This window comes from Burkholderia perseverans (assembly GCF_022870505.1).
GTDB lineage: Bacteria > Pseudomonadota > Gammaproteobacteria > Burkholderiales > Burkholderiaceae > Burkholderia > Burkholderia plantarii.
Map to the genome: position 1 here is coordinate 2,074,101 of NZ_CP045094.1, position 19,654 is coordinate 2,093,754.

General features: G+C 69.0%; 18 protein-coding genes. 12 read left to right on the forward strand and 6 right to left on the reverse strand.

What is annotated here, in order from left to right; translation table 11 throughout:
• Positions 1-154 precede the first annotated feature (154 nt).
• Both BpN12_RS23900 and BpN12_RS23905 read left to right on the forward strand, forming a co-directional pair.
• A complete protein-coding gene (locus BpN12_RS23900) occupies positions 155-907 on the forward strand; it encodes a DNA/RNA non-specific endonuclease (protein WP_246797890.1) in 753 nt (250 codons plus the stop codon).
• Positions 900-1,169 (forward strand): hypothetical protein, encoded by a 270-nt coding sequence (locus tag BpN12_RS23905; protein ID WP_246797891.1) that lies wholly within the window; start codon positions 900-902, stop codon positions 1,167-1,169. The genes BpN12_RS23900 and BpN12_RS23905 overlap by 8 nt, the downstream gene beginning before the upstream one ends.
• Positions 1,170-1,227: 58 nt before the next feature.
• On the opposite strand, the gene BpN12_RS23910 is transcribed toward BpN12_RS23905, so the two are convergent.
• Both BpN12_RS23910 and BpN12_RS23915 read right to left on the reverse strand, forming a co-directional pair.
• Positions 1,228-2,151, reverse strand: coding sequence for an SAM-dependent methyltransferase (locus BpN12_RS23910; protein ID WP_246797892.1), 924 nt, complete (start codon positions 2,149-2,151; stop codon positions 1,228-1,230).
• Positions 2,152-2,290: 139 nt separating this feature from the next.
• A complete protein-coding gene (locus BpN12_RS23915) occupies positions 2,291-3,352 on the reverse strand; it encodes an LLM class flavin-dependent oxidoreductase (RefSeq protein ID WP_246797893.1) in 1,062 nt (353 codons plus the stop codon).
• 190 nt (positions 3,353-3,542) lie between these two features.
• Here BpN12_RS23915 and BpN12_RS23920 point away from each other — a divergent pair, with 190 nt between their 5' ends.
• Entirely contained in the window at positions 3,543-4,487 is a 945-nt protein-coding gene (locus BpN12_RS23920) for a GlxA family transcriptional regulator (protein ID WP_246797894.1), read from the forward strand.
• A 65-nt stretch (positions 4,488-4,552) separates the two neighbouring features.
• Here the strand turns inward: BpN12_RS23920 and BpN12_RS23925 are convergent, their stop codons facing one another.
• The 3 genes from BpN12_RS23925 to BpN12_RS23935 are packed head-to-tail and all read right to left on the reverse strand — an operon-like array spanning position 4,553 to position 7,580.
• Positions 4,553-4,867 (reverse strand): AtuA-related protein, encoded by a 315-nt coding sequence (locus BpN12_RS23925; RefSeq protein WP_246797895.1) that lies wholly within the window; start codon positions 4,865-4,867, stop codon positions 4,553-4,555.
• Positions 4,854-6,227: an acyclic terpene utilization AtuA family protein gene (locus BpN12_RS23930; RefSeq protein WP_246797896.1), complete on the reverse strand. Its 1,374-nt coding sequence runs from the start codon at positions 6,225-6,227 to the stop codon at positions 4,854-4,856. Before BpN12_RS23930 ends, BpN12_RS23925 begins: the two co-directional genes overlap by 14 nt.
• 51 nt (positions 6,228-6,278) lie before the next feature.
• Positions 6,279-7,580, reverse strand: coding sequence for a CitMHS family transporter (locus BpN12_RS23935; RefSeq protein ID WP_246797980.1), 1,302 nt, complete (start codon positions 7,578-7,580; stop codon positions 6,279-6,281).
• Positions 7,581-7,690: 110 nt separating this feature from the next.
• Between BpN12_RS23935 and BpN12_RS23940 the strand changes: the two genes are divergently transcribed.
• The 9 genes from BpN12_RS23940 to hutU all read left to right on the forward strand — a co-directional run bounded on the left by BpN12_RS23940 (position 7,691) and on the right by hutU (position 16,766).
• Complete coding sequence (locus BpN12_RS23940; RefSeq protein ID WP_246797897.1) at positions 7,691-8,614, forward strand: LysR family transcriptional regulator; 924 nt, start codon at positions 7,691-7,693, stop codon at positions 8,612-8,614.
• Between the two features lie 330 nt (positions 8,615-8,944).
• On the forward strand, positions 8,945-9,793 hold the full coding sequence (locus BpN12_RS23945) for a transporter substrate-binding domain-containing protein (RefSeq protein ID WP_246797898.1): 849 nt from the start codon (positions 8,945-8,947) through the stop codon (positions 9,791-9,793).
• Between the two features lie 100 nt (positions 9,794-9,893).
• Positions 9,894-10,619: an ABC transporter permease gene (locus BpN12_RS23950; protein WP_198252311.1), complete on the forward strand. Its 726-nt coding sequence runs from the start codon at positions 9,894-9,896 to the stop codon at positions 10,617-10,619.
• Positions 10,620-10,638: 19 nt separating this feature from the next.
• Positions 10,639-11,385, forward strand: a complete 747-nt coding sequence (locus tag BpN12_RS23955; protein ID WP_246797899.1) for an ABC transporter permease — start codon at positions 10,639-10,641, stop codon at positions 11,383-11,385.
• 31 nt (positions 11,386-11,416) lie between these two features.
• Positions 11,417-12,208 (forward strand): ABC transporter ATP-binding protein, encoded by a 792-nt coding sequence (locus BpN12_RS23960; protein WP_246797900.1) that lies wholly within the window; start codon positions 11,417-11,419, stop codon positions 12,206-12,208.
• Positions 12,209-12,296: 88 nt separating this feature from the next.
• Positions 12,297-13,907: an HAL/PAL/TAL family ammonia-lyase gene (locus BpN12_RS23965; RefSeq protein ID WP_246797901.1), complete on the forward strand. Its 1,611-nt coding sequence runs from the start codon at positions 12,297-12,299 to the stop codon at positions 13,905-13,907.
• A gap of 62 nt (positions 13,908-13,969) precedes the next feature.
• A complete protein-coding gene (gene hutC, locus BpN12_RS23970) occupies positions 13,970-14,707 on the forward strand; it encodes a histidine utilization transcriptional repressor HutC (protein ID WP_246797902.1) in 738 nt (245 codons plus the stop codon).
• Between the two features lie 10 nt (positions 14,708-14,717).
• Positions 14,718-14,849 (forward strand): hypothetical protein, encoded by a 132-nt coding sequence (locus BpN12_RS33330; RefSeq protein WP_280529164.1) that lies wholly within the window; start codon positions 14,718-14,720, stop codon positions 14,847-14,849.
• 228 nt (positions 14,850-15,077) lie between these two features.
• Positions 15,078-16,766: a urocanate hydratase gene (gene hutU / locus BpN12_RS23975; RefSeq protein WP_246795447.1), complete on the forward strand. Its 1,689-nt coding sequence runs from the start codon at positions 15,078-15,080 to the stop codon at positions 16,764-16,766.
• Between the two features lie 132 nt (positions 16,767-16,898).
• Here the strand turns inward: hutU and BpN12_RS23980 are convergent, their stop codons facing one another.
• Complete coding sequence (locus BpN12_RS23980) at positions 16,899-19,088, reverse strand: hypothetical protein (RefSeq protein ID WP_246797903.1); 2,190 nt, start codon at positions 19,086-19,088, stop codon at positions 16,899-16,901.
• Between the last annotated feature and the right edge of the window lie 566 nt (positions 19,089-19,654).

The window sequence follows — 19,654 nt, forward strand, 5'->3', positions numbered from 1 at the left end:
GACACTGCGCTTGAAGTAAGGCCGCTCAGCCCGGCGAAGCGATCGCAATCCCCACCGCCACCAGTCCCGAAAAAGATCAACGAGACACGCCCTCCAGCGCCCACACCAGCGATTCGCCCCGCTACAATGCGCGCTTTTTTCTCGAAAAAGACGCATGACTATGAAATGGCTAGCCGCGCTAGGCCTGCTGTCGGTCGCGGCGGGCGTCCACGCCGCGTCGTGTTCGCAGTTTTCTCCGTCGGGCCTCGAGCCCGAGCTGACGAATCCGAAGATGGTCAGGCAAGCGCGCCTGCTCTGTTATTCCGACTTCGAGGTGCTGCACTCGGGCATCACGCATACGCCGCTCTGGTCGGCCGAGCATCTGACCGCCGAGCATCTGGCCGACGCGAAGGACGAGGTGCGCACCAATCGCTTCTTCGCGGAAGCGCGCCTGCCGGCGGGCGAGGGTGCGACGCTGGCCGACTACCGGCGCAGTGGCTTCGATCGCGGCCACATGAGCCCGGCGGGCGACCGCTGGAACGATACGGCGATGGCCGAATCGTTCTCGTTGGCGAACATGATTCCGCAGAATCCGCGGAACAACCGGCGGCTCTGGGCGCATGTGGAGGAGGCGGTGCGCGCGATGGCAATGCGCGACGGCGAGGCCTACGTGGTGACCGGCCCGATGTTCCATGGCAGCGAACTGCAGACGATCGGCGCGGACCGCGTGATCGTGCCGACCGAGATCTTCAAGCTGGTCTACCTGCCGTCGCGGGGCATGGCGTTCGCGATCGTCGTGAAGAACGCCGACGCGAAGCGCTACGATATCGAAACCGTGCATCAACTGGAGGCCGCCAGCGGGCTGCGTTTTCCCGGCGTGCCGGAACGACTGAAGGATATGAAGGCAGGAGGGCTGTCCGGTGTCTAAGACGAATTTCCCCGCGTTTGCCGACGACAGCACCGTCGTCAACCTCGCCGGCGACGCGCTGACGATCAGCAACGACCCGGCGCGCATCCGCGTGAGCGGCGACCTCGAGATCGCCCGCGACCAGGAAGGGCTGAAACGCGCGCAGGCGCTGCTGGCCGTGCTCACCAGCATCGTCGAGGCGCTGAAGGCGGCGCCCGACCTGCCCGCGAAGCTCGCCGACGAGCCGCCGGCGCCCACCGGCACGATTGCGAATCCGTTCTGAACGATTCTGGCCGCGCGCGGCGCGGTGGCCCGATGGCGCCGCCCCGCGCGCGATGCGCCTACTCGGGCTTGCGCGCCACCACGGTCGGGAACATCCGCGCGCTGTCGTCGATGAACGTGACGTCGGCGAAGCCGGCGCGTTCGAGCTGCTCGCGCGTCTGGGCATGGGTGCGGAAGCTGCTCCACTTCGCCTCGATCACGCGCGCGAACAGCAGGAACTGCAGGCCGAGCAACGCCGGCGTGGTAGTGCTCATCTCCCACGGCGAATCGGGCGAGAGCGAGGGCGGCGGCGTGAGGAAGCTGGTCACGAGCCGCCCGCCCGGCTTCAACGCGTCGAAGAACTTGCGATACAGCTGCACGACGCGCTCGTCGTCGGGTTCGTAGAGGTTGATGCCGTTGCTGGTCAGCACGTCGGCTTCGGCGTGCAGGTCCATTTCCCAGGCATCGGCCCGGCGCAGCGACAAGCGTTCGGCCAGGCCGCGTTCCTCGGCCAGCGCGCGCGCCGCATCGAGCGCGTTCTGGTCGAGATCGACGCCGATCAGCCGCACGTCCGGCGCCTGCGCGTAGTCGAGCAGCAGCAGGTCGCCCATCACGCCGCCGGGCACCGAGGCGAACACGGCGCCCGGCTTCAGCAGCGCCTGCAGTTCGCGGCGGAAGATGCCGAAGCGCTCGCGCGTGGCGCAGGTGGCGGGCAGGCGCTCGAAGCTCAGGTATTCGAGTTCGGGTACCTGGCCCAGCTGCAGGCTGCCCGGCTCGTGCGTGACGAGGCGGTGCGTCCAGATCGCGTCGAGCCCGCGATTCACAAGCAGGAAGCGACCGAGTTCGAATTGCGCGAGCTGGTCGACCAGCGCCAGCTGCTGGTCGAGCGTGGCGCCCGGGAACGGCTCCGCGGCGCGCAGGCGGGCCTTGGTTGCTTCGATCGTGGCGTCGAGCGTGGCGCCGGATTGCGCCTCGTGCGAGATCAGTCGGTCGGACGTGTCCATCGTGTCGGTCGGCTCCGCGTGTAGGTGGGAATACGGCGCACGATCATAACGCGTGTCCGCGCGGCGCTCCATACCTGCGGGAGCCTGCCTGCGTGCCGCCGTCCGGTGATTCGCATCGGCGCGGCGCGGCCGAATGCGCTCAGGTTCCCAGGATCCGCTTCACGCGCGGAATCACGTGTTCGGCGAAGCCCTGCATGTCGGCCTCGAACGGCTGGAACTGCAGCATGAACAGCTCGATGCCCGCGCGATGGAACGCGGCCACGCGCTCGGCCACCTCGTCGTAGCTGCCCACCAGCCCGGCCGCCGTGCCGCCGTTCGAGCCGACCCGCGCCGAGCGCGCGAAGGTCTGGATCATCACCACGTTCGGATCGATGTTCTGCTTTTGTTGCTCGCGCAACGGCTTGTCGAGTTCGGCCAGCGCGAACAGGTGCGCGAGATGCGCCTCGGCCTCGCCGGCCGTCTCGCGCGCGATCACGAACGCCGACAGCCCGAAGCGCAGCGGCGCGGCGCCGGCCGCGCGCGGCCGCGTGCCGACGTCGGCGATCAGGCGCGCCACGTCTTCGTGCGGCTGGCCGTTGATGAACCAGACGTCGCCATGGTCGGCCACCAGCTGGCGCGCCGGCTCCGATTCGCCACCCACGTAGATGCGCGGCCGTGCCCGGAACGGGTCGGTGGGCCGCAGCGCGTAATCGTCGATGCGGAAATGTTCGCCGGCGAAGCGCACCGTCTCGCCGGCCAGCAGCGCCTCGACCACGGCGATCCATTCGCGCCCGTAGGCGTAGCGCGCGTCGTGCTCGGCGAAGCCGATGCCGGCGCGTTCGAGTTCGGGCCGGTTCCAGGCGTTGACGAGGTTGATCGCGAAGCGCCCGCCGCTGATGTGCTCGATCTGCTGCGCCATCTTGGCGAGCACGACGGGGTGATAGAGGTAGGGCTTGATGGCCGCGATGATCTCGATGCGCTCGGTCAGCGCGGCGAGCGCGGCCGAGGCGGTCCAGGCCTCGAGCTGGTCGAGCGCGGGATCGTGCGGATTGATGGTGTGCTGCGCGACCAGCACGGAATCGTAGCCGAGCCGTTCGGCCGCCAGCACCAGCGCCTTGTTGCGCGCCCACGAGGCGTCGTAGGGTTCGTCGGGATCCTGCAGTGCGGCACGGCTGCCGTGAACGAGCGCCCACACGCCGAAGCGGGGAAGGGAGGCGGCCATCGGAGTTCCTTGGTGAGACTGAGCAGCCCGCTATGGTCGCGAGATCGCCGGCCGCCACCAACCAAGTTTTCGAGCTATCGATATTCCGCGCGTCGGCCACGCGTTGCACCACCGCTGTCATGGCGGCGTCCCGCATGAGGTATAACGTACCGCTTCAGGACATCGACACATCGACATATCGGGGCCGGCCATGCATCGAATCGGATATCTGCTCAGCGACGGGTTTCAGATCATGGCGCTGGCGTCCCAGACCATCTTCGAGGTCGCGAACCTGGTGGCCGGCACGCCGTTCTACACGGTCGAGAACCATTCGATCTCGGGTGGCCCGCAGCGCTCGTCGCTCGGCATGCGGGTGGAGACGCGGGCGGTGGCGCCGCGCGGCGGTGTCGATACCTGGCTGGTGGTGGGCGTGATCGACCCGCTGGTGGTGCCGCCGCCGGACGATCTGGTGGCGTTCCTGCGCCGCTCCAGCGGCCGCGCGCGCCGCGTGGCGGGCATCTGCACCGGCGGCTTCATGCTGGCCGAGGCGGGGCTGCTGGACGGGCGCCGCGCCACCACGCACTGGGCCTTCGCACGTGCGCTGCGGCAGGCGCATCCGGCGATCCAGGTCGAGGACGACCGCATCTACATCGTGGACGGACCGGTCTGGACCTCGGCGGGCATGACGGCCGGGCTCGATCTGGCGCTGGCGATGGTCGAGCAGGATCTGGGCGCGGACGTGGCGCGCTCGGTGGCGCACAAGCTGGTGATGCATCAGCGGCGCTCGGGCGGCCAGTCGCAGCATTCGGAGATGCTCGAACTCGCGCCGAAGTCGGACCGCATCCAGAACGCGCTGAACTACGCGCGGCAGAACCTGCATCGTCCGCTGTCGGTGGAGGAGCTGGCCACGGCGGCGCATCTGAGCCCGCGCCAGTTCAGCCGCGTGTTCACGATGGAGACGGGACAGTCGCCGGCCCGGGCGATCGAGGGGCTGCGCCTGGAAGCGGCGCGCCTGATGGTCGAGCGCGGCACGCATCCGCTCGAGGTGATCGCGCGCGAGACCGGCTTTCGCGACCGCCGCCATCTGCGCGAGGCGTTCGTGCGCGGCTTCGGCGTGCCGCCGCAAGCGGTGCGGCGCGAGGCGCGGGGCGGCTGAGGCCGGGCGGGCGGCCCGACGGCCGTCGCGGGGCAGCACCCACGCGTCGCCTCGAATGCTCCGCCTCAACCCGGCGGCGCCGGCACCTCGAGCGCGAGCAGCGCCGAGCTGACCGACTTGCCGTGCGCGTCGAGCGCGAGCGAACGCGTGACGCCGCCGCCCAGCGCCTCGCCGAGCACGAAGTTGAAGGCGGCCAGCGCCGGCAGCTCGTGGCGCACCACCTCGCCCTGCACGAACGCGCCGAGCCAGGCCTTCACGCGCGCGGCGCTCAGCTGCTCGCGCAGGTGCGCATAGTGTTGCGGATCGCGGCAGATCACCGAGACGTTCAGCGTATTGCCCTTGTCGCCGGTGCGCGAATGCGCGAGTTCACGCAGTTGCATCGTCAGCCTCCACCATCGTGAACACGGGCCGCACCTGCTCGCGCGGCAGCAGCACCGACTGCACGGCCAGCACCTCGCGCGCGGCCTTCGTCACGCCGCCGCCGCCGGCCGGCCCGTTGGTATAGAGCGTTTCCACCTCGTTGCCGATCCGCGCCGCGTCGGCCGCCGTGGCGGTGCGGCCCGCCACGCGCAGCCGCACTTCGGCGGGCTCGCCGCGCGTGCCGGCCAGCGTGTCGCCGTACAGCGCGTCCACGCCGATCAAATCGATGCGCAGCTCGCTCACTGCCACGCCGGTCAGCGCCAGCCGCTCGCGCACGATCTCGCCGGCCAGCCGCGCGCGCGCGGTCGCGCTGGGGCCGCCATACGAGATCTGCCCTTCGCCGATATGGCCGTCGGTGTAGGCCACCGTCACCTTCAGCGTGTCGGGCCGCGCGCGGCCGGCACCGCCCGTCACGCGCACGCGGTCGGGGCCGTCGGGCACGACGCTCACGGCGCTGAAATCGGCGGTCACGTCGGGCTGCAGGTAGCAGGCCGGATCGTGGATCTCGTAGAGCAGCTGCTGCTTGCAGGTGTCCACGCTCACGCGGCCGCCCGCGCGCGCGAGCTTGGTGAGGGTCACGGCGCCGTCGGCCGACACCTCGCCGATCGGAAAGCCGAGCCGCGCCAGATCCGGCACGTCGAGCCAGCCGGGATCGGCGAAATAGCCGCCCGTGACCTGGCCTGCGCATTCGAGCAGGTGGCCCACCACGGTGGCCTGGCCGAGGCGGGCCCAGTCGTCCATCGGCCAGCCGAACGCGTGGATCAGCGGCGCGGCGAACAGCGCCGGATCGGCCACGCGGCCGGTCAGCACCACGTCGGCGCCGGCGGCCAGCGCCGCGACGATCGGCTCGGCGCCGAGGTAGGCATTGGCCGACACGATGCGCTCGCGATAGTCGGCCACCGCGTCGCCCGATTCGAGGAAGCGGAACGCGCCGGCCAGTATCGGCGCGAGCACGTCGTCGCCGCTCACGGCGGCCACGCGCAGTCGGCCCACGCCGAGCGCGGCCGCGATCCGCGCGGTCTCGCGCGCGGCCGCGAGCGGGTTCGCGGCGCCCATGTTCGAGATGATCCGCACGCCGTTCGCGGCGGCGGCCGGCAGCACCGCACGCATTCGCGCGCCGAGCAGCGGGTCGTAGCCGAGCGCGGGATCGGCGCGGCGTGCCTGCTGCGCGATCGCGATGGTGCGCTCGGCCAGGCATTCGAAGATCAGGTAATCGAGCGCGCCGTGCTCGGCCAGCTCGACGGCGGGCTCGATGCGGTCGCCGGAGTAGCCGGCGCCGGCACCGAGCCGGATCGGACGATCGGGGGGAAGGGTGGTCATGGTGAAGGATCCGGTTGCGCGCGCAACGACATGGCGGGTGTCGTCATCGCGTCAGAGCGGGAACACGCCGAGCACGACGCAGGCCATCGTCATCACGACGGACGCGCCGAACAGCAGCGGGAACGTGAATTTCTGGTGCTCGGCCAGCTCGATGCCGCACAGCCCGACCACCAGGAACGTGGCCGGCGTGAGCGGGCTGACGGGAAAGCCGGTGGTCATCTGGCCGAGCAGCGCGGCCTGGCCGACATGCACGGCCGGCACGCCGAGCTGCCCCGACACCTCGGCGATCACGGGCAGCACGCCGAAGTAGAACGAATCGGGATCGAACAGCAGGCTCAGCGGCATCGCCAGCAGCCCGAGCACGACCGGGATGTGGCCGGCCATCGATGGCGGCACGAAGCCCACCGCCGCGCCCGCCATCGCCTTGAGCATGCCGCTGCCCTGCATCACGCCGGTGAACACGCCGGCGGCGAGCAGGATGCCGGCCATCATCAGCGCGGCGCGCGCATGGGCGTCGATGCGCTTGCGCTGCATCTCGACGTCGGGATAGTTGACCACCAGCGCGATGCAGAAGCCCACCATGAACGTGAGCGCGGGCGGCACGCGCTCGCCCAGCACCACCATGCTGCCGAGCACCAGCACCGTCAGCACCAGGTTGAAGCCGAACAGGCGCGGGCGGCGCAGCGCCTGTTGCTCGGGCGTGAGTATGCGCTCGGGCATCGGAATCGCGCCGTGCGCCGCGCCGCCGAGCCGCTTTTCCTCGCGGCGGCCGAGCCAGTAAGCAGCACCGAACACGAACACGAGGCCCACCGCCTGCACCGGGATCAGCGGATTGAACAGCGCGGAGATCGGCAGGTGCAGCGAGGCCGAGGCGCGGATCATCGGCCCGGTCCAGGGCAGGAAGTTGATGCCGGCCGCCATCGACACGGCCGCCGCGAGCACGCGCCGGTCCATCTTCAGGCGGTCGTAGAGCGGCAGCATGGCCGGGATCGTGACGAGGAAGCAGACGGCGCCCGAGCCGTCCAGGTGGATCAGCAGCGCGAGCAGCGTGGTGCCGACCACGATGCGCGTGGGGCGCGTGCCCACCGCGCGCAGGATCCGGTCGATGATCGGATCGAGCGTGCCGGCGTCGGTGATGGTGCCGAAATAGAGGATCGCGAACACGAACATGCCCACCACCGGTGCGAGGCTTTTCAGCCCGCCCACCACGAAGCCGCCCACCTGCAGCCCGAAGCCGCCGGCGAGCGCGGCGGCCACCGGCACGACGATCAGCGCCACGAGCGGCGAGAGCCGCCGCGTGAGGATCGTGCCAAGCAGCACGACGATGGTGGCGAGCCCCAGCAACGGCAGCATCATGGTGTCTCCGGTCTTGTCTTTTGATGAGGGCGAGCGTAATTTCGCCACCACGATAACGCAATTGAAATGATTTGATCGCAGCAATCACACCTCGTTATGGATCGAACATGGACCTGAACCTGCGCGAGCTTCGCGCGTTCGTCACCATCGCGCAGGCCGGCAACTTCACGCGCGCGGCGGCGCGTCTGCATCTCTCGCAGCCGGCGCTGACGGTGCAGATCCGGCGCCTCGAGCAGACCGTCGGCGCGCGCCTGTTCGACCGCAACAGTCGCAGCGTGGCGCTCACCCAGACCGGGCGCGAGCTGCTGCCGCTGCTGCAGCGCTCGCTCGAGGACATGGAACGCGTGCTGCGCGATGCGCGCGCGCTCGGCGACGGCACCGCCGGCACGGTGCGGCTGGCCTGCCTGCCGACCTTCGCGGCCAGCGTGTTGCCCGACCTGATCCGCGAGTTCCGGCGGCAGGTGCCGCTGGCGCGCTTCGAGATTCGCGACGGGGTGGCGAGCGCGGTGGACGCGCTGGTGCGCAACGAGGAAGTCGATCTCGGGCTGACCGGCGGCGAGCGCGTCGACGCCGCGCTCGAGGTGCTGCACGCGGGCGCGGACCGGCTGGTGGTGGTGTGCCCGCGCGGGCATCCGCTCGCGCGGCGCCGCCGCGTGACGGCCGCCGACCTGGCGGCGCAGCCGCTGGTGCTGACCGCGCGCGGCACCAGCGTGCGCGCGGTAGTGGACACGGCACTCGCGGCGCTGGCCGAGGCGGGCCACCTGCCCGAGGTGGCCTGCGAGCCCACCTACATGATGACGGCGGTGGCGATGGTGCGCGGCGGGCTTGGCGTGACGATCCTGCCGGCTTCGGCACGCGAAGTGCTCGCCGAACCCGAACTGGTGGCGCGGCCGATCGCCGACGCGGCGTTCGCGCGGCCCGTCGCGCTCGTGAAGCGGCGCGGCCGCACGCTGCCGCGCATTGCGGAGGCGTTCGCGGCGGCGCTGATCGCGCGCGGGTTGCAAGGCGCGGTGCAACCGCCGGAGCCCTGATGTACGCTGACGGCGGCGCGTGCGCAAGGCGCGCGCCGGGCGGGATCGAAGGGCGCCGGCGGCAACGGTGCAACCGATTGTTCAGTTGACTAGATGACTTCGCGCGTGCGGGCGAAGTCCCGGGGCCGGGTGCTTCGCAGGCTTCGCGAAAGCACCGCCGAATCCGCGTCAAACCCATACGGGACAACGTTCCAAGGGTATCCCCTAGGTCGCCGTTCGTTTTCTCGAAATCGCTTGCCAAGGTGATTTTGTTGACTCATTCTTGTCTATACAAGATCAACGTTGGTCGTGGTGTTGCAGGTAATTTCCGAACCTATGGGGAATGTCGACATGAAGAGTAAGCACAGCCGTCTCGCCACGCTCGTGATCGGAGCGGTCCTTGGATCCGCGATGATGGCCGGGTCCGTGCAGGCGAAGGACTGGAAGACCGTCACGATCGCGCTCGACGGCAGCTACGCGCCGTGGAACCTGACCTTGCCGGGCGGCAAGCTCGGTGGCTTCGAGCCGGAGCTGGTCGCGAACCTCTGCGCGCACGCGCAGTTGAAGTGCAATCTCGTCACGCAGGACTGGGACGGCATGATCCCGGGCCTGCAGGCCGGCAAGTTCGACGTGCTGATGGACGCGATCTCGATCACGCCGGACCGCGAGAAGATCCTCGCGCTCTCGCAGCCCTACGCGGCCACGCCGGCCACCTTCGCGGTGGCCGACACCAAGATCCTGCCGAAGTCGTCGCCGGCGGTGGGCGCGGTGCGGCTCGACAACGACGCGCGCAGCGCCTCGCCCGCCATCGAGATGCTGCGCAAGGCGCTCAAGGGCAAGACCATCGGCCTGCAGTCGGGCACGATCTACACGGCCTTCGTCAACAACAACTTCAAGGACGTGGCCTCGGTGCGCGTCTACAAGAGCGCGCCCGAGCGCGACCTCGATCTGGCCAACGGCCGCATCGACGCGTCGTTCGACGACATCACCTACTACACCGCGAACGCCGACAAGTCGCACGTCGTGCCGGCCGGCCCGGTGATCGCCGGACCGGTGTGGGGACCGGGCGAGGGCCTCGCGTTCCGCAAGACCGCCACTGACCTGAAGGCGAAGTTCGATGCCGCGATCACGGCCGCGAAGGCCGACGGCACGATCAAGAAGCTGTCGATGAAGTGGTTCAAGACCGACGTGACGCCGTAAGCGTCGCGCGGGCTCTCGCGGCGCCGCGTGCCGCGCCCGGCGGGGCGCGCGGCGTCAGTCCGGTAGTGCTGCATCGTCTGGTTTGCCTGGGGTAGTCGCCATGTCGTCTCTCATCACCATGCTCGGTTTCGGATCGGAGGGCTGGGGCAGCGTGCTGCTGCTCGGCGCGCTGATGACGATCGTGCTCACCTTGTCCGCGCTCGCGATCGGTTCGGTGTTCGGCGGCCTGGTGGCCGCCGCGAAGCTGTCGCGCTTCCGGGCGCTGCGCGTGCTCGGCGATTGCTACACGACCGTGTTCCGCGGCGTGCCGGAGCTGCTCGTGATCTACCTGTTCTACTTCGGCGGCTCCTCGCTCGTCACCACGGTCGGCCAGTGGTTCGGCGCCGACGGCTTCGTCGGCGTGCCGCCGTTCGCGATCGGCGCGGTGGCGGTGGGCATGATCTCGGGCGCCTACCAGGCCGAGGTCTACCGCGCCGCGGTGCTGGCCGTCTCGCGCGGCGAACTCGAGGCCGCGCGCGCGATCGGCATGCCGCGCCTGACGGCCGCGCGCCGCGTGCTGATCCCGCAGGTGCTGCGCTTCGCGCTGCCGGGGCTCGGCAACGTCTGGCAACTGAGCCTGAAGGATTCCGCGCTGATCTCGGTGACGGGCCTGGCCGAGCTGCTGCGCGCCACCCAGGTGGCGGCCGGCTCCACCCACGAATATTTCCTGTTCTTCGTCGCGGGCGGCGTGCTGTACCTGCTGATGACGGGCCTCTCGAACCGCGTGTTCGGCAAGGCCGAGGCGCGCGTGGGCCGCTCGTTCAAGCGCAACTTCGCACGCAACTGACGTCACGGCGGCCATCATCATGCATATCGATTTCCCGTTCCTGCTCGACACCCTGCGGCAGCTGATTGCCGCCGTGCCGACCACGCTGGGGCTGTTCTTCCTGTCGCTGGTGCTGGGCGGGCTGCTCTCGCTCGTGATCGTCACGCTGCGCGTGTCGCCGCACTGGCTGCCGAACCGCTTCGCGCGCGCCTACATCCTGGTGTTCCGCGGCTCGCCGCTCTTGATCCAGATGTTCCTCGTCTACTACGGGCTCGGCGAGTTCGGGGTGATCCGCGAGAGCTTCCTGTGGCCGGTGCTGCGCGAGCCCTATGTGTGCGCCGTGCTCTCGCTCGCGCTCTGCACCGCCGGCTACACGGCCGAGATCATCCGCGGCGGCCTGATGGCGGTGCCGGTCGGGCAGATCGAGGCGGGCCAGGCGATCGGCCTGTCGGGCTTCGCGCTGCTGCGCCGCGTGATCGGCCCGATCGCGCTGCGTCAGTGCCTGCCGGCGTACTCGACCGAGGCGGTGCTGCTGGTCAAGTCCACCGCGCTCGCGAGCCTCGTGACGGTGTGGGAGGTCACGGGTGTCGCGCAGCAGATCATCCAGCAGACCTATCGCACCACCGAGGTGTTCGTCTGCGCGGCGCTGATCTACCTGTTCCTGAACTTCCTCGTGGTGCGCGTGCTCGGCTTCGCCGAGACGCGGCTCTCGTGGCACCTGCGCGGCGCGCCGGCGGTGGCGCCGCAAGCCGTCGCCACGCTCGAAACGCGGCGCGCCGCGCCCTGAACGATCGCCTCATTCCTTGCTGGAGACACGCATGCATTCCGCCAATCCCGTCGCGCTGTCCGCGCGGAACATCCACAAGTCGTTCGGCGATCACCACGTGCTGAAGGGCATCTCGCTCGACGCACACGAGGGCGACGTGATCTCGATCCTCGGCGCGAGCGGCTCGGGCAAGAGCACGTTCCTGCGCTGCCTGAACCTGCTCGAGATCCCCGACGACGGCGCCGTGACGCTGGCCGGCGAGGAACTGAAGATGACGCGCCGCCGCGACGGCACGCTGCAGCCGGCCGACCGGCGCCAGGTGGACCGCGTGCGTTCGCGGCTCGGCATGGTGTTCCAGAACTTCAACCTCTGGTCGCACATGACGGTGCTCGAGAACGTGATCGAGGGGCCGATGCGCGTGCTCAAGCGCAGCCGCGCCGAGGCGGTGGAGGAGGCCGAGGCGCTGCTCGCGCGGGTGGGCCTGGCCGAGCGGCGCGGCCACTATCCGGCGCATCTGTCGGGTGGCCAGCAGCAGCGCGTGGCGATCGCGCGCGCGCTCGCCATGCATCCGAAGGTGATGCTGTTCGACGAGCCGACCTCGGCGCTCGATCCGGAACTGGTGGGCGAGGTGCTGCGGGTGATGCGCTCGCTCGCCGAGGAGGGCCGCACGATGCTGGTGGTCACGCACGAGATGGGCTTCGCGCGACACGTGTCGAACCGCGTGATGTTCCTGCACCAGGGACAGGTGGATTCGGACGGCACGCCCGACGAGGTGTTCGGCGAGCAGAAGTCCGAGCGGTTCCGCCGTTTCGTGTCGGGCCACGAGGACCGCAATGCCAACTGATTGACCGTTCGATTCACCGTTCGGACCAACGTTGCGGGTGCAACGAAGGTCCGTCCACGCCACCCTCGTCCGATCCGCAGGTACCGCCATGGCCATTCTCCGTTCCGATTGCCCGCTCGACTGGCGCGACATCGCCGCCGTCGCCGCCGGGGAGCCGCTGCACCTTTCCGACACGGCGCGCGCGAACATCACCGCCGCGCGCGAGCTGGTCGAGCAGATCGTCTCGCGCGCGATCCGCGCCTACGGCGTGAACACCGGCGTGGGTGCGCTCTGCGACGTGGTGGTGTCGCCGGCCGACCAGCACGATCTCTCGCACAACATCCTGATGAGCCACGCGGTGGGCGTGGGCGCGCCGCTCGGCCGCGAGGAGACGCGCGCGATCATGGCCGCCGCGATCAACAACTTCGCGCACGGCCACTCGGGCGTGCGCGTGGAAGTGGTGGAACGGCTCGCGGTGCTGCTCGATGCCGACTGCCTGCCCGAAGTGCCGGCGCTCGGCTCGGTCGGCTACCTGAGCCACATGGCGCACATCGCATTGGTGTGCGTCGGCGCGGGCCACGTGCAGTGGCGCGGCGAGCGGCTCGCGGGCGCCGATGCGCTCGCGCGGCTCGGGCTCGCGCCGCTCTCGCTCGGCGCCAAGGAAGGCCTGAGCCTCGTGAACGGCACGCCGTGCGTGACGGGCCTGGCCGCGCTCGCGCTGCAGCGTGCCGCGCGGCTGCTCGACTGGGCCGACGCGGTGTCGGCGATGAGCTTCGAGAATCTCGGCGGGCAGATGGCCGCGTTCGACGCCGAATCGCTCGCGTTCCGCGTCTCGCCGGGGCTCGCCGAGGTGGGCGCGCGGATGCGCGCGGCACTCGACGGCAGCGGGCTGCTCGCGGCCGCGCTCGGCCGTCATACGCAGGACCCGCTCAGCATGCGCACCATCCCGCACGTCCACGGCGCCGCGCGCGACGTGCTGGCGGCCACCGCCGAGGTGGTCAACCGCGAACTGGCCTCGACCACCGACAACCCGATCGTGACCGGCACGCCCGACACGCCGCGCGTCTATTCGCAGGCGCATGCGGTGGGCGCCTCGATCGCGCTGGCAATGGACAGCCTCGCGGTGGCCGTGGCGCAGGTCGCGGCGATGGCCGAGCGGCGCATCGACCGGCTCGTCAATCCGCTCGTGAGCGGGCTGCCCGCGTTCCTCGCGCATCCGGGCGGCACGCGCTCGGGCTTCATGATCGCGCAGTACACGGCGGCCTCGCTGGTCGCGCAGAACCGCCGCGAGGCGGCCCCCGCGAGCCTCGACGGCGGCGTGACCTCGGGCCTGCAGGAGGACCATCTGTGCCATGCCACGCCGGCCGCGCTGAAGGCGCTCGTGGTGATCGAAAATAGCTGCCGGATACTTGGGATAGAATTGCTCGCCGCCGCGCAGGCCTACGACCTGCAGCCGGTCGAGGCGTCGCGCGCGGCCTATACGGAGGCGCTGCATGCGCGCATTCGCGGCGAGGTCGCGACCTATCGCGATGACCGGCCGCTGGCCGACGACATCGCGTTCGCGTTCCGGCTGATCGCCGACGACACGCCGCCGCCGCTGCCGGACCCGGTGAAGGTGCGGCCGGTGGACGGCACGCTGCTGGCGGACGCGGCGCCGCCCTCGGCGGGCGGCCCGATGGCGTCGGCCAACGACGTGCTGCCCGCGGCGATCGGCGGCTGAATGGCGACACCTTGCGATCGCGGCCGGCCGGTCGCCCATCACCGACGAAGTCGAGAATAACGATGATTACGAATACTGTGGACGATGCGGTGCAGCCGGCGGGGGCACGCAAGCCGGCTCCCGCCTATGAGCAGATCAAGCGCTACGTGATCGGCCACATCGCCAGCGGCACCTGGAAGCCCGGCGAGATGATCCCGTCCGAGACCGAGCTCGTGAAGGAGTTCGGCGTGGCGCGCATGACCGTCTCGCGCGCGCTGCGCGAGCTGACCGCCGAACGCGTGCTCACGCGCGTGCAGGGCTCGGGCACCTTCGTCGCGCCGCGCGACGTCGAATCCACCGTGCTCGACATCCGCAACATCGCCGACGAGATCGTGGCGCGCGGGCACCATCACAGCGCGAAGGTGCTGCTGCTGGAATCGAGCGTCGATCCGCAGGCCTGCGCCGCGCTCGACCTGGCGGCCGGCCCGGTGTTCCACTCGCTGATCGTCCACTACGAGGAAGGCGAGCCGATCCAGTACGAGGATCGCTACGTGAACCCGAGCGTGTTTCCGCAGTACCTGGAGCAGGACTTCACGGCCGAGACGCCGAACCGCTACATGGTGCGGCTCGCGCCGATCCAGCGCGCCGATTTCCGCATCTATGCGCAGAAGCCCGAGGCGCCGATCCGGCGCCATCTGGCCATGGAGATCGGCGAGCCGTGCCTGATGATGTGGCGGCGCACCTGGGTGGGCGAGGCGGTGGCCACCGCCGTGCAGCTCTGGCATCCGGCCTCGCGCTTCCATCTGGCCGGCAGCATGTGAGGCCCGGGGCGTGGCGCGCGAACTGTCCGCGGGCCATGCCGCCTTCCTTGATGTGTTGATGCGCCTTCGCGGTTTCCGCGTGCCCGTTCGCGGCGCGCGCCGCGCCGACCTCGTCGTCTATTTTTTCTTCCTGTTTGACTAGACAAGCTGACCGCCATCCCGGCATCAGGTCGCCGGTGGCGGCATGCGTTCGTCTACCAAAAAATACCGTTGAATTTGATGATCTCGATGTCAATACCGAGGCCATGAAATATTTTCGTTTTCGAGATAAAACGAGTTGTCTAGACAACATTGGCCGGCTAGACTCGGGGCTGTCCGGTTGCGCTGCAGCCGATCGTGCCGATCCGGCTTTTAACTCCCGAGGGCTGTCATGAACCATCCGAACCACATCGATCCGCGTCTGGACCCGACACGCGTGATCCGCGCGCCGCGCGGCGCCGAGAAGACCTGCAAGACCTGGCTCGCCGAGGCGGCGTACCGGATGCTGCAGAACAACCTCGACGCCGAGGTGGCCGAGCATCCGCATGCGCTGGTGGTGTACGGCGGCATCGGCCGTGCCGCGCGCAACTGGGAATGCTTCGACCAGATCCTCGCCTCGCTGAAGGATCTCGAGGACAACGAAACGCTGCTGATCCAGTCGGGCAAGCCGGTCGGCGTGTTCCGCACGCACGCCGACGCGCCGCGCGTGCTGCTCGCGAACTCGAACCTCGTGCCGCACTGGGCCAACTGGGACCACTTCAACGCGCTCGACCGCCAGGGCCTGATGATGTACGGCCAGATGACGGCCGGCAGCTGGATCTACATCGGCAGCCAGGGCATCGTGCAGGGCACCTACGAAACCTTCTTCTCGGTGGCGAACCAGCACTTCAACGGCGATCCGTCGGGCCGCTGGATCCTGACCGGCGGCCTGGGCGGGATGGGCGGCGCGCAGCCGCTCGCGGCCACCATGGCCGGCTTCTCGATGATCGCGGTGGAATGCGACGAGTCACGCATCGATTTCCGCCTGAAGACGCGCTACGTCGACAAGAAAGCGACCAGCCTCGACGAGGCGCTCGCGATGCTCGACGAAGCGAAGCGCGACGGCCGGCCGGTGTCGATCGGCCTGCTCGGCAACGCGGCCGACGTGTTCGCCGAAGTGGTCGCGCGCGGCATCACGCCGGACTGCGTGACGGACCAGACCAGCGCGCACGATCCGGTGAACGGCTACCTGCCGCAAGGCTGGAGCGTGGCGCAGTGGCAGGAGGCGCGCAAGGTCGATCCGCAAGGCATCGTCGCGCCGGCCAAGCAGTCGATGGCCAGGCAGGTGCAGGCGATGCTGACGCTGCAGCAGCGCGGCGCGGCCACGCTCGACTACGGCAACAACATCCGCCAGATGGCGCTGGAAATGGGCGTGCAGAACGCGTTCGATTTCCCGGGCTTCGTGCCGGCCTACATCCGGCCGCTGTTCTGCGAGGGCAAGGGGCCGTTCCGCTGGGTGGCGCTGTCGGGCGACCCGGAGGACATCTACAAGACCGACGCAAAGGTCAAGGAGCTGATCCCCGACGATCCGCACCTGCACAACTGGCTCGACATGGCGCGCGAGCGGATCGCGTTCCAGGGGCTGCCGGCGCGGATCTGCTGGGTGGGCGTGAAGGATCGCTATCGGCTGGGCCAGGCGTTCAACGAGATGGTCAAGAACGGCGAGCTGAAGGCGCCGGTCGTGATCGGCCGCGACCACCTCGACACGGGCTCGGTGGCAAGCCCGAACCGCGAGACCGAAGCGATGAAGGACGGCTCGGACGCGGTCAGCGACTGGCCGCTGTTGAACGCGCTGCTGAATACGGCGGGCGGCGCGACCTGGGTGTCGCTGCACCATGGCGGCGGGGTGGGGATGGGCTTCTCGCAGCACGCGGGCGTGGTGATCGTGGCCGACGGCAGCGAGGCGGCGCGCGAGCGACTGGGCCGCGTGCTGTTCAACGATCCGGCCACGGGCGTGATGCGCCATGCCGATGCCGGTTATGAACTCGCGCAGCAGACCGCGCGCGAGGTCGGGCTCAAACTGCCGATGCTGGGGCGTTGATGCGCTACCGTCGCTGACGGCAAACGATGACGGCCGGCGCGATCGTGTCATGCGATCGCGCCGGCCGTTTTTTTGCGGCTCGCAGCGCGCCCGGCGGCGTGTCGGCGTACCTCGTCATCCCACGTCAGCGCGTCATGCCGGATCCGTGTACTTCAGCGTCCAGCCCAGCGTGCGCGTGGCACCCGAGATGAGCGGGAAGGCCCCGGTGGTGCAGGCGTAGTTCAAATACAGCGAGCCGATCGGCGTCGCTGAAATCGGGTAGAGCGTGCCGGGAAACGGGACCAGGATCGACAGCCCGCAACTGTCGAAACCGGTCGTCGCGTAGCTGGTGGCCACGCTGCCGGTATATGACACCGAAGCGCCGTCGGAATTGACTGTCGAATCCGTGTTGAACGCGAAACTGGTGTAGTCGGTCGCGACCTGGAGATTGCCAGTCAGCGTGGCCGAACTGAGCGTGTCGGTGCGCGAGACCTGGCCGTGGCTGAACGTGAGCACCGTGTGCGTCTGCAGATCGAGGTCGGTCGAGGCAAGCGGATTCGTCGTGGCGAGCCGGAACTTCGTCGTGTCGAACGACACCACCACCTGGCCATTCGTTTCCTGCACGTTCAGGTTCTGGTAGTAGGTGACGGGCTGATAGGTCTTGCCGTTGTAGGTGACCTGCGGGATCAGCAGCGAGTAGTTGACGTTGGCGGTACCGTAGATCAGCTTGTCCGAGAACGGCACCGGATAGTACGGCGAGAACGGGTTGTAGTCGGGTGCCTGGCTCAGGTTCAGGTTGAACACGCGCTTGCCGTCGCGCACCGTGACGAGCGCGGCCGCGTACGGATGCGCGGTATCGGTCGGCAGGTTGTACCAGGTCAGCTTGTAGTGCGGCTGGGTGCTGTCGAGCCAGGCCTGAAAGGCCGTGTCGGTCAGTGGCGCGGTGCTGCCGAAGCCGAGCTGGTTCCACCACGCGTTCACGTACAGGTACTGGTGCAGCAGGCTGAAGTTCTCGCCCATCACGTGGGTGATGTCGCGATCGACGTCGGTGCCGCGGCCCTTGACCCACATGTTGACGGACGGTGTGACCAGCGTCGGGTCGTACCAGAAGTTCTCGAAGCGCAGCGCGGCGTGATAGATGAAGGCGTAGGCGGCCTGCTTCTCCTGATCAGTCAGCACACCCGCGTTGGCGGCGGCGGTCAGCACTTCCACGAACGCGGTGTCGCCGGAAGGGCCGATCGAGCGGCCGTAGTTGAAGCCCTCGCCGTCGGTGTTCAGCTGCGGCAGGATCAGGTCCACCGACCTGCGCAGATAGCCCTTCAGTTCGGGCGTAAGGTTCGCCTCGTTGCCCATCTCGAAGCTACGTTCGAACACCTCGGCGATCAACAGCACGCTGTAGCGATCGAAGCGCGCCTGATCGTAATAGGTGGTGTGGGTGTTCGACGCTTCGTCCGAGAAGCCGCCCGAAGCATCGTTGCGCAGGTGGTTCGTGATCGTGTAGAGCAGCGCGTCGCGCGCGTTCATGCTGGCCACCGCCGGGTCCGTCGTCGACGAGAACGTCGGGTTGCTCCAGCCGAGCTTCTGGCGCAGGCCGGCGATGCCGTAGGCCACCGCGTAGCCGTTCTGCGACGTGTTCAGCGAGGCGATGTCGATCGGCGTGCCGGCGGCGGGGCAGGTGTCGGTCGTGCCGCTCGCATCGGCGCCGAACAGGTCGCAGAACTGCAGGCGCTGCTGCAGCGTGGCCAGCATCGCATCGCTGAACACCTCGTTGAGCATGCCGTGGGCCTGCAGGTTGTTCAGCGCGACGAGGAAATAGTATTCGCCCCACGACGCGTTCGCATACTGATAGTTGCTGCCGCTCAGGCTTGTCATCAGCGCGGTCGTGACCTTCTGGTAGGTCGCGAGATAGTCGGCGTACTGCGGATCGTTCTTCGCCTTCATGTCGATCAGGATCCACGACAGGCCGAGCGCGAGCTTGCCGGGTATGAACTGGTCGCCGGTGTTGGTCGCGAGCGGGTGGATCCAGAGCGCGCTGCCCATGTCCATCTTGACCTGCGTGAAATCGGGCTGGGCCTTGATCAGGTCGAACAGCGCGCGCATCTGGCCCATCATCGTGATGGGGATCTTCGCGCCGGACGGTACGGCCGTGGTGTCCGTGCCGTAGACGATGCCCTGCAGCGTGGTGGCGAGCGGCGAGGGCGAGCCGCCCGACGTGCCGGAGCCGCCGCCGGGTGCGCCGGTACTGCCGGGGGCATCGTTGCCGCCACCGCCGCAGGCGGCGAGCGTGAGGACGAGGACGGCGGCAGCGGCGAGCGCGAATCGTGACGTGATGGTCGGGAACATCGTGTCTCCAGATGGGCAATAAGCCGGACAGCGAGCACTACGTCGATGGGGCGAGGCGTCGGTGCAGCGAGGCGTCTCGTGGCGCGAACGGACGGCGCAGGCGAGCGTGTCCGCACGCTGCCCGGGCAGGGCGAGGCGCGGCAGGGACGCAGCCGGCCACGAACGGTGGCGCGTTCGCGACGAACGTGCCGCGACGCGCGACCGGGCGTGCACGGACGCGCAAACTGGCTTGCGATTGACATCATCGGTGGGACATCCTGGAGCGGCGATGGCCGTCAGGCCTCGTTGGCCTGGCGCTGCGGCCCCTCTCCCTCTCGAATTCGCGGCGGCTTGCTTCTAATACTTCTGGTTCCACCCAGCACGCTGTCGCGACGATTGCGCGACTGGCGATGACCACCCCACACCGGCACGGTTACGGAGGACTGACTCTTGGCTTGCTGATTCGTTGGCAAACATCGTACTTCGTAATATCGGCGGCGCCAGTCGGGGATAACCATACCCCTGACGATATCGGCGGCGCGCCGGCAGGCAGTGGAGACGAAGCGCCGTGGTGTGGTCGTGCTGTC

Bases quoted from the DNA above. Each gene is read 5' to 3' on its own strand.
- hutU (WP_246795447.1), top strand. From the start codon at position 15,078: ATGAACCATCCGAACCACATCGATCCGCGTCTGGACCCGACACGCGTG.
- BpN12_RS23900 (WP_246797890.1), top strand. From the start codon at position 155: ATGACTATGAAATGGCTAGCCGCGCTAGGCCTGCTGTCGGTCGCGGCG.
- BpN12_RS23930 (WP_246797896.1), bottom strand. From the start codon at position 6,227: ATGACCACCCTTCCCCCCGATCGTCCGATCCGGCTCGGTGCCGGCGCC.
- BpN12_RS23910 (WP_246797892.1), bottom strand. From the start codon at position 2,151: ATGGACACGTCCGACCGACTGATCTCGCACGAGGCGCAATCCGGCGCC.
- BpN12_RS23955 (WP_246797899.1), top strand. From the start codon at position 10,639: ATGCATATCGATTTCCCGTTCCTGCTCGACACCCTGCGGCAGCTGATT.
- BpN12_RS23980 (WP_246797903.1), bottom strand. From the start codon at position 19,088: ATGTTCCCGACCATCACGTCACGATTCGCGCTCGCCGCTGCCGCCGTC.
- BpN12_RS23945 (WP_246797898.1), top strand. From the start codon at position 8,945: ATGAAGAGTAAGCACAGCCGTCTCGCCACGCTCGTGATCGGAGCGGTC.
- BpN12_RS23915 (WP_246797893.1), bottom strand. From the start codon at position 3,352: ATGGCCGCCTCCCTTCCCCGCTTCGGCGTGTGGGCGCTCGTTCACGGC.
- BpN12_RS23940 (WP_246797897.1), top strand. From the start codon at position 7,691: ATGGACCTGAACCTGCGCGAGCTTCGCGCGTTCGTCACCATCGCGCAG.
- BpN12_RS23920 (WP_246797894.1), top strand. From the start codon at position 3,543: ATGCATCGAATCGGATATCTGCTCAGCGACGGGTTTCAGATCATGGCG.
- BpN12_RS23950 (WP_198252311.1), top strand. From the start codon at position 9,894: ATGTCGTCTCTCATCACCATGCTCGGTTTCGGATCGGAGGGCTGGGGC.
- BpN12_RS23965 (WP_246797901.1), top strand. From the start codon at position 12,297: ATGGCCATTCTCCGTTCCGATTGCCCGCTCGACTGGCGCGACATCGCC.
- BpN12_RS23925 (WP_246797895.1), bottom strand. From the start codon at position 4,867: ATGCAACTGCGTGAACTCGCGCATTCGCGCACCGGCGACAAGGGCAAT.
- BpN12_RS23935 (WP_246797980.1), bottom strand. From the start codon at position 7,580: ATGCTGCCGTTGCTGGGGCTCGCCACCATCGTCGTGCTGCTTGGCACG.
- hutC (WP_246797902.1), top strand. From the start codon at position 13,970: ATGATTACGAATACTGTGGACGATGCGGTGCAGCCGGCGGGGGCACGC.
- BpN12_RS23960 (WP_246797900.1), top strand. From the start codon at position 11,417: ATGCATTCCGCCAATCCCGTCGCGCTGTCCGCGCGGAACATCCACAAG.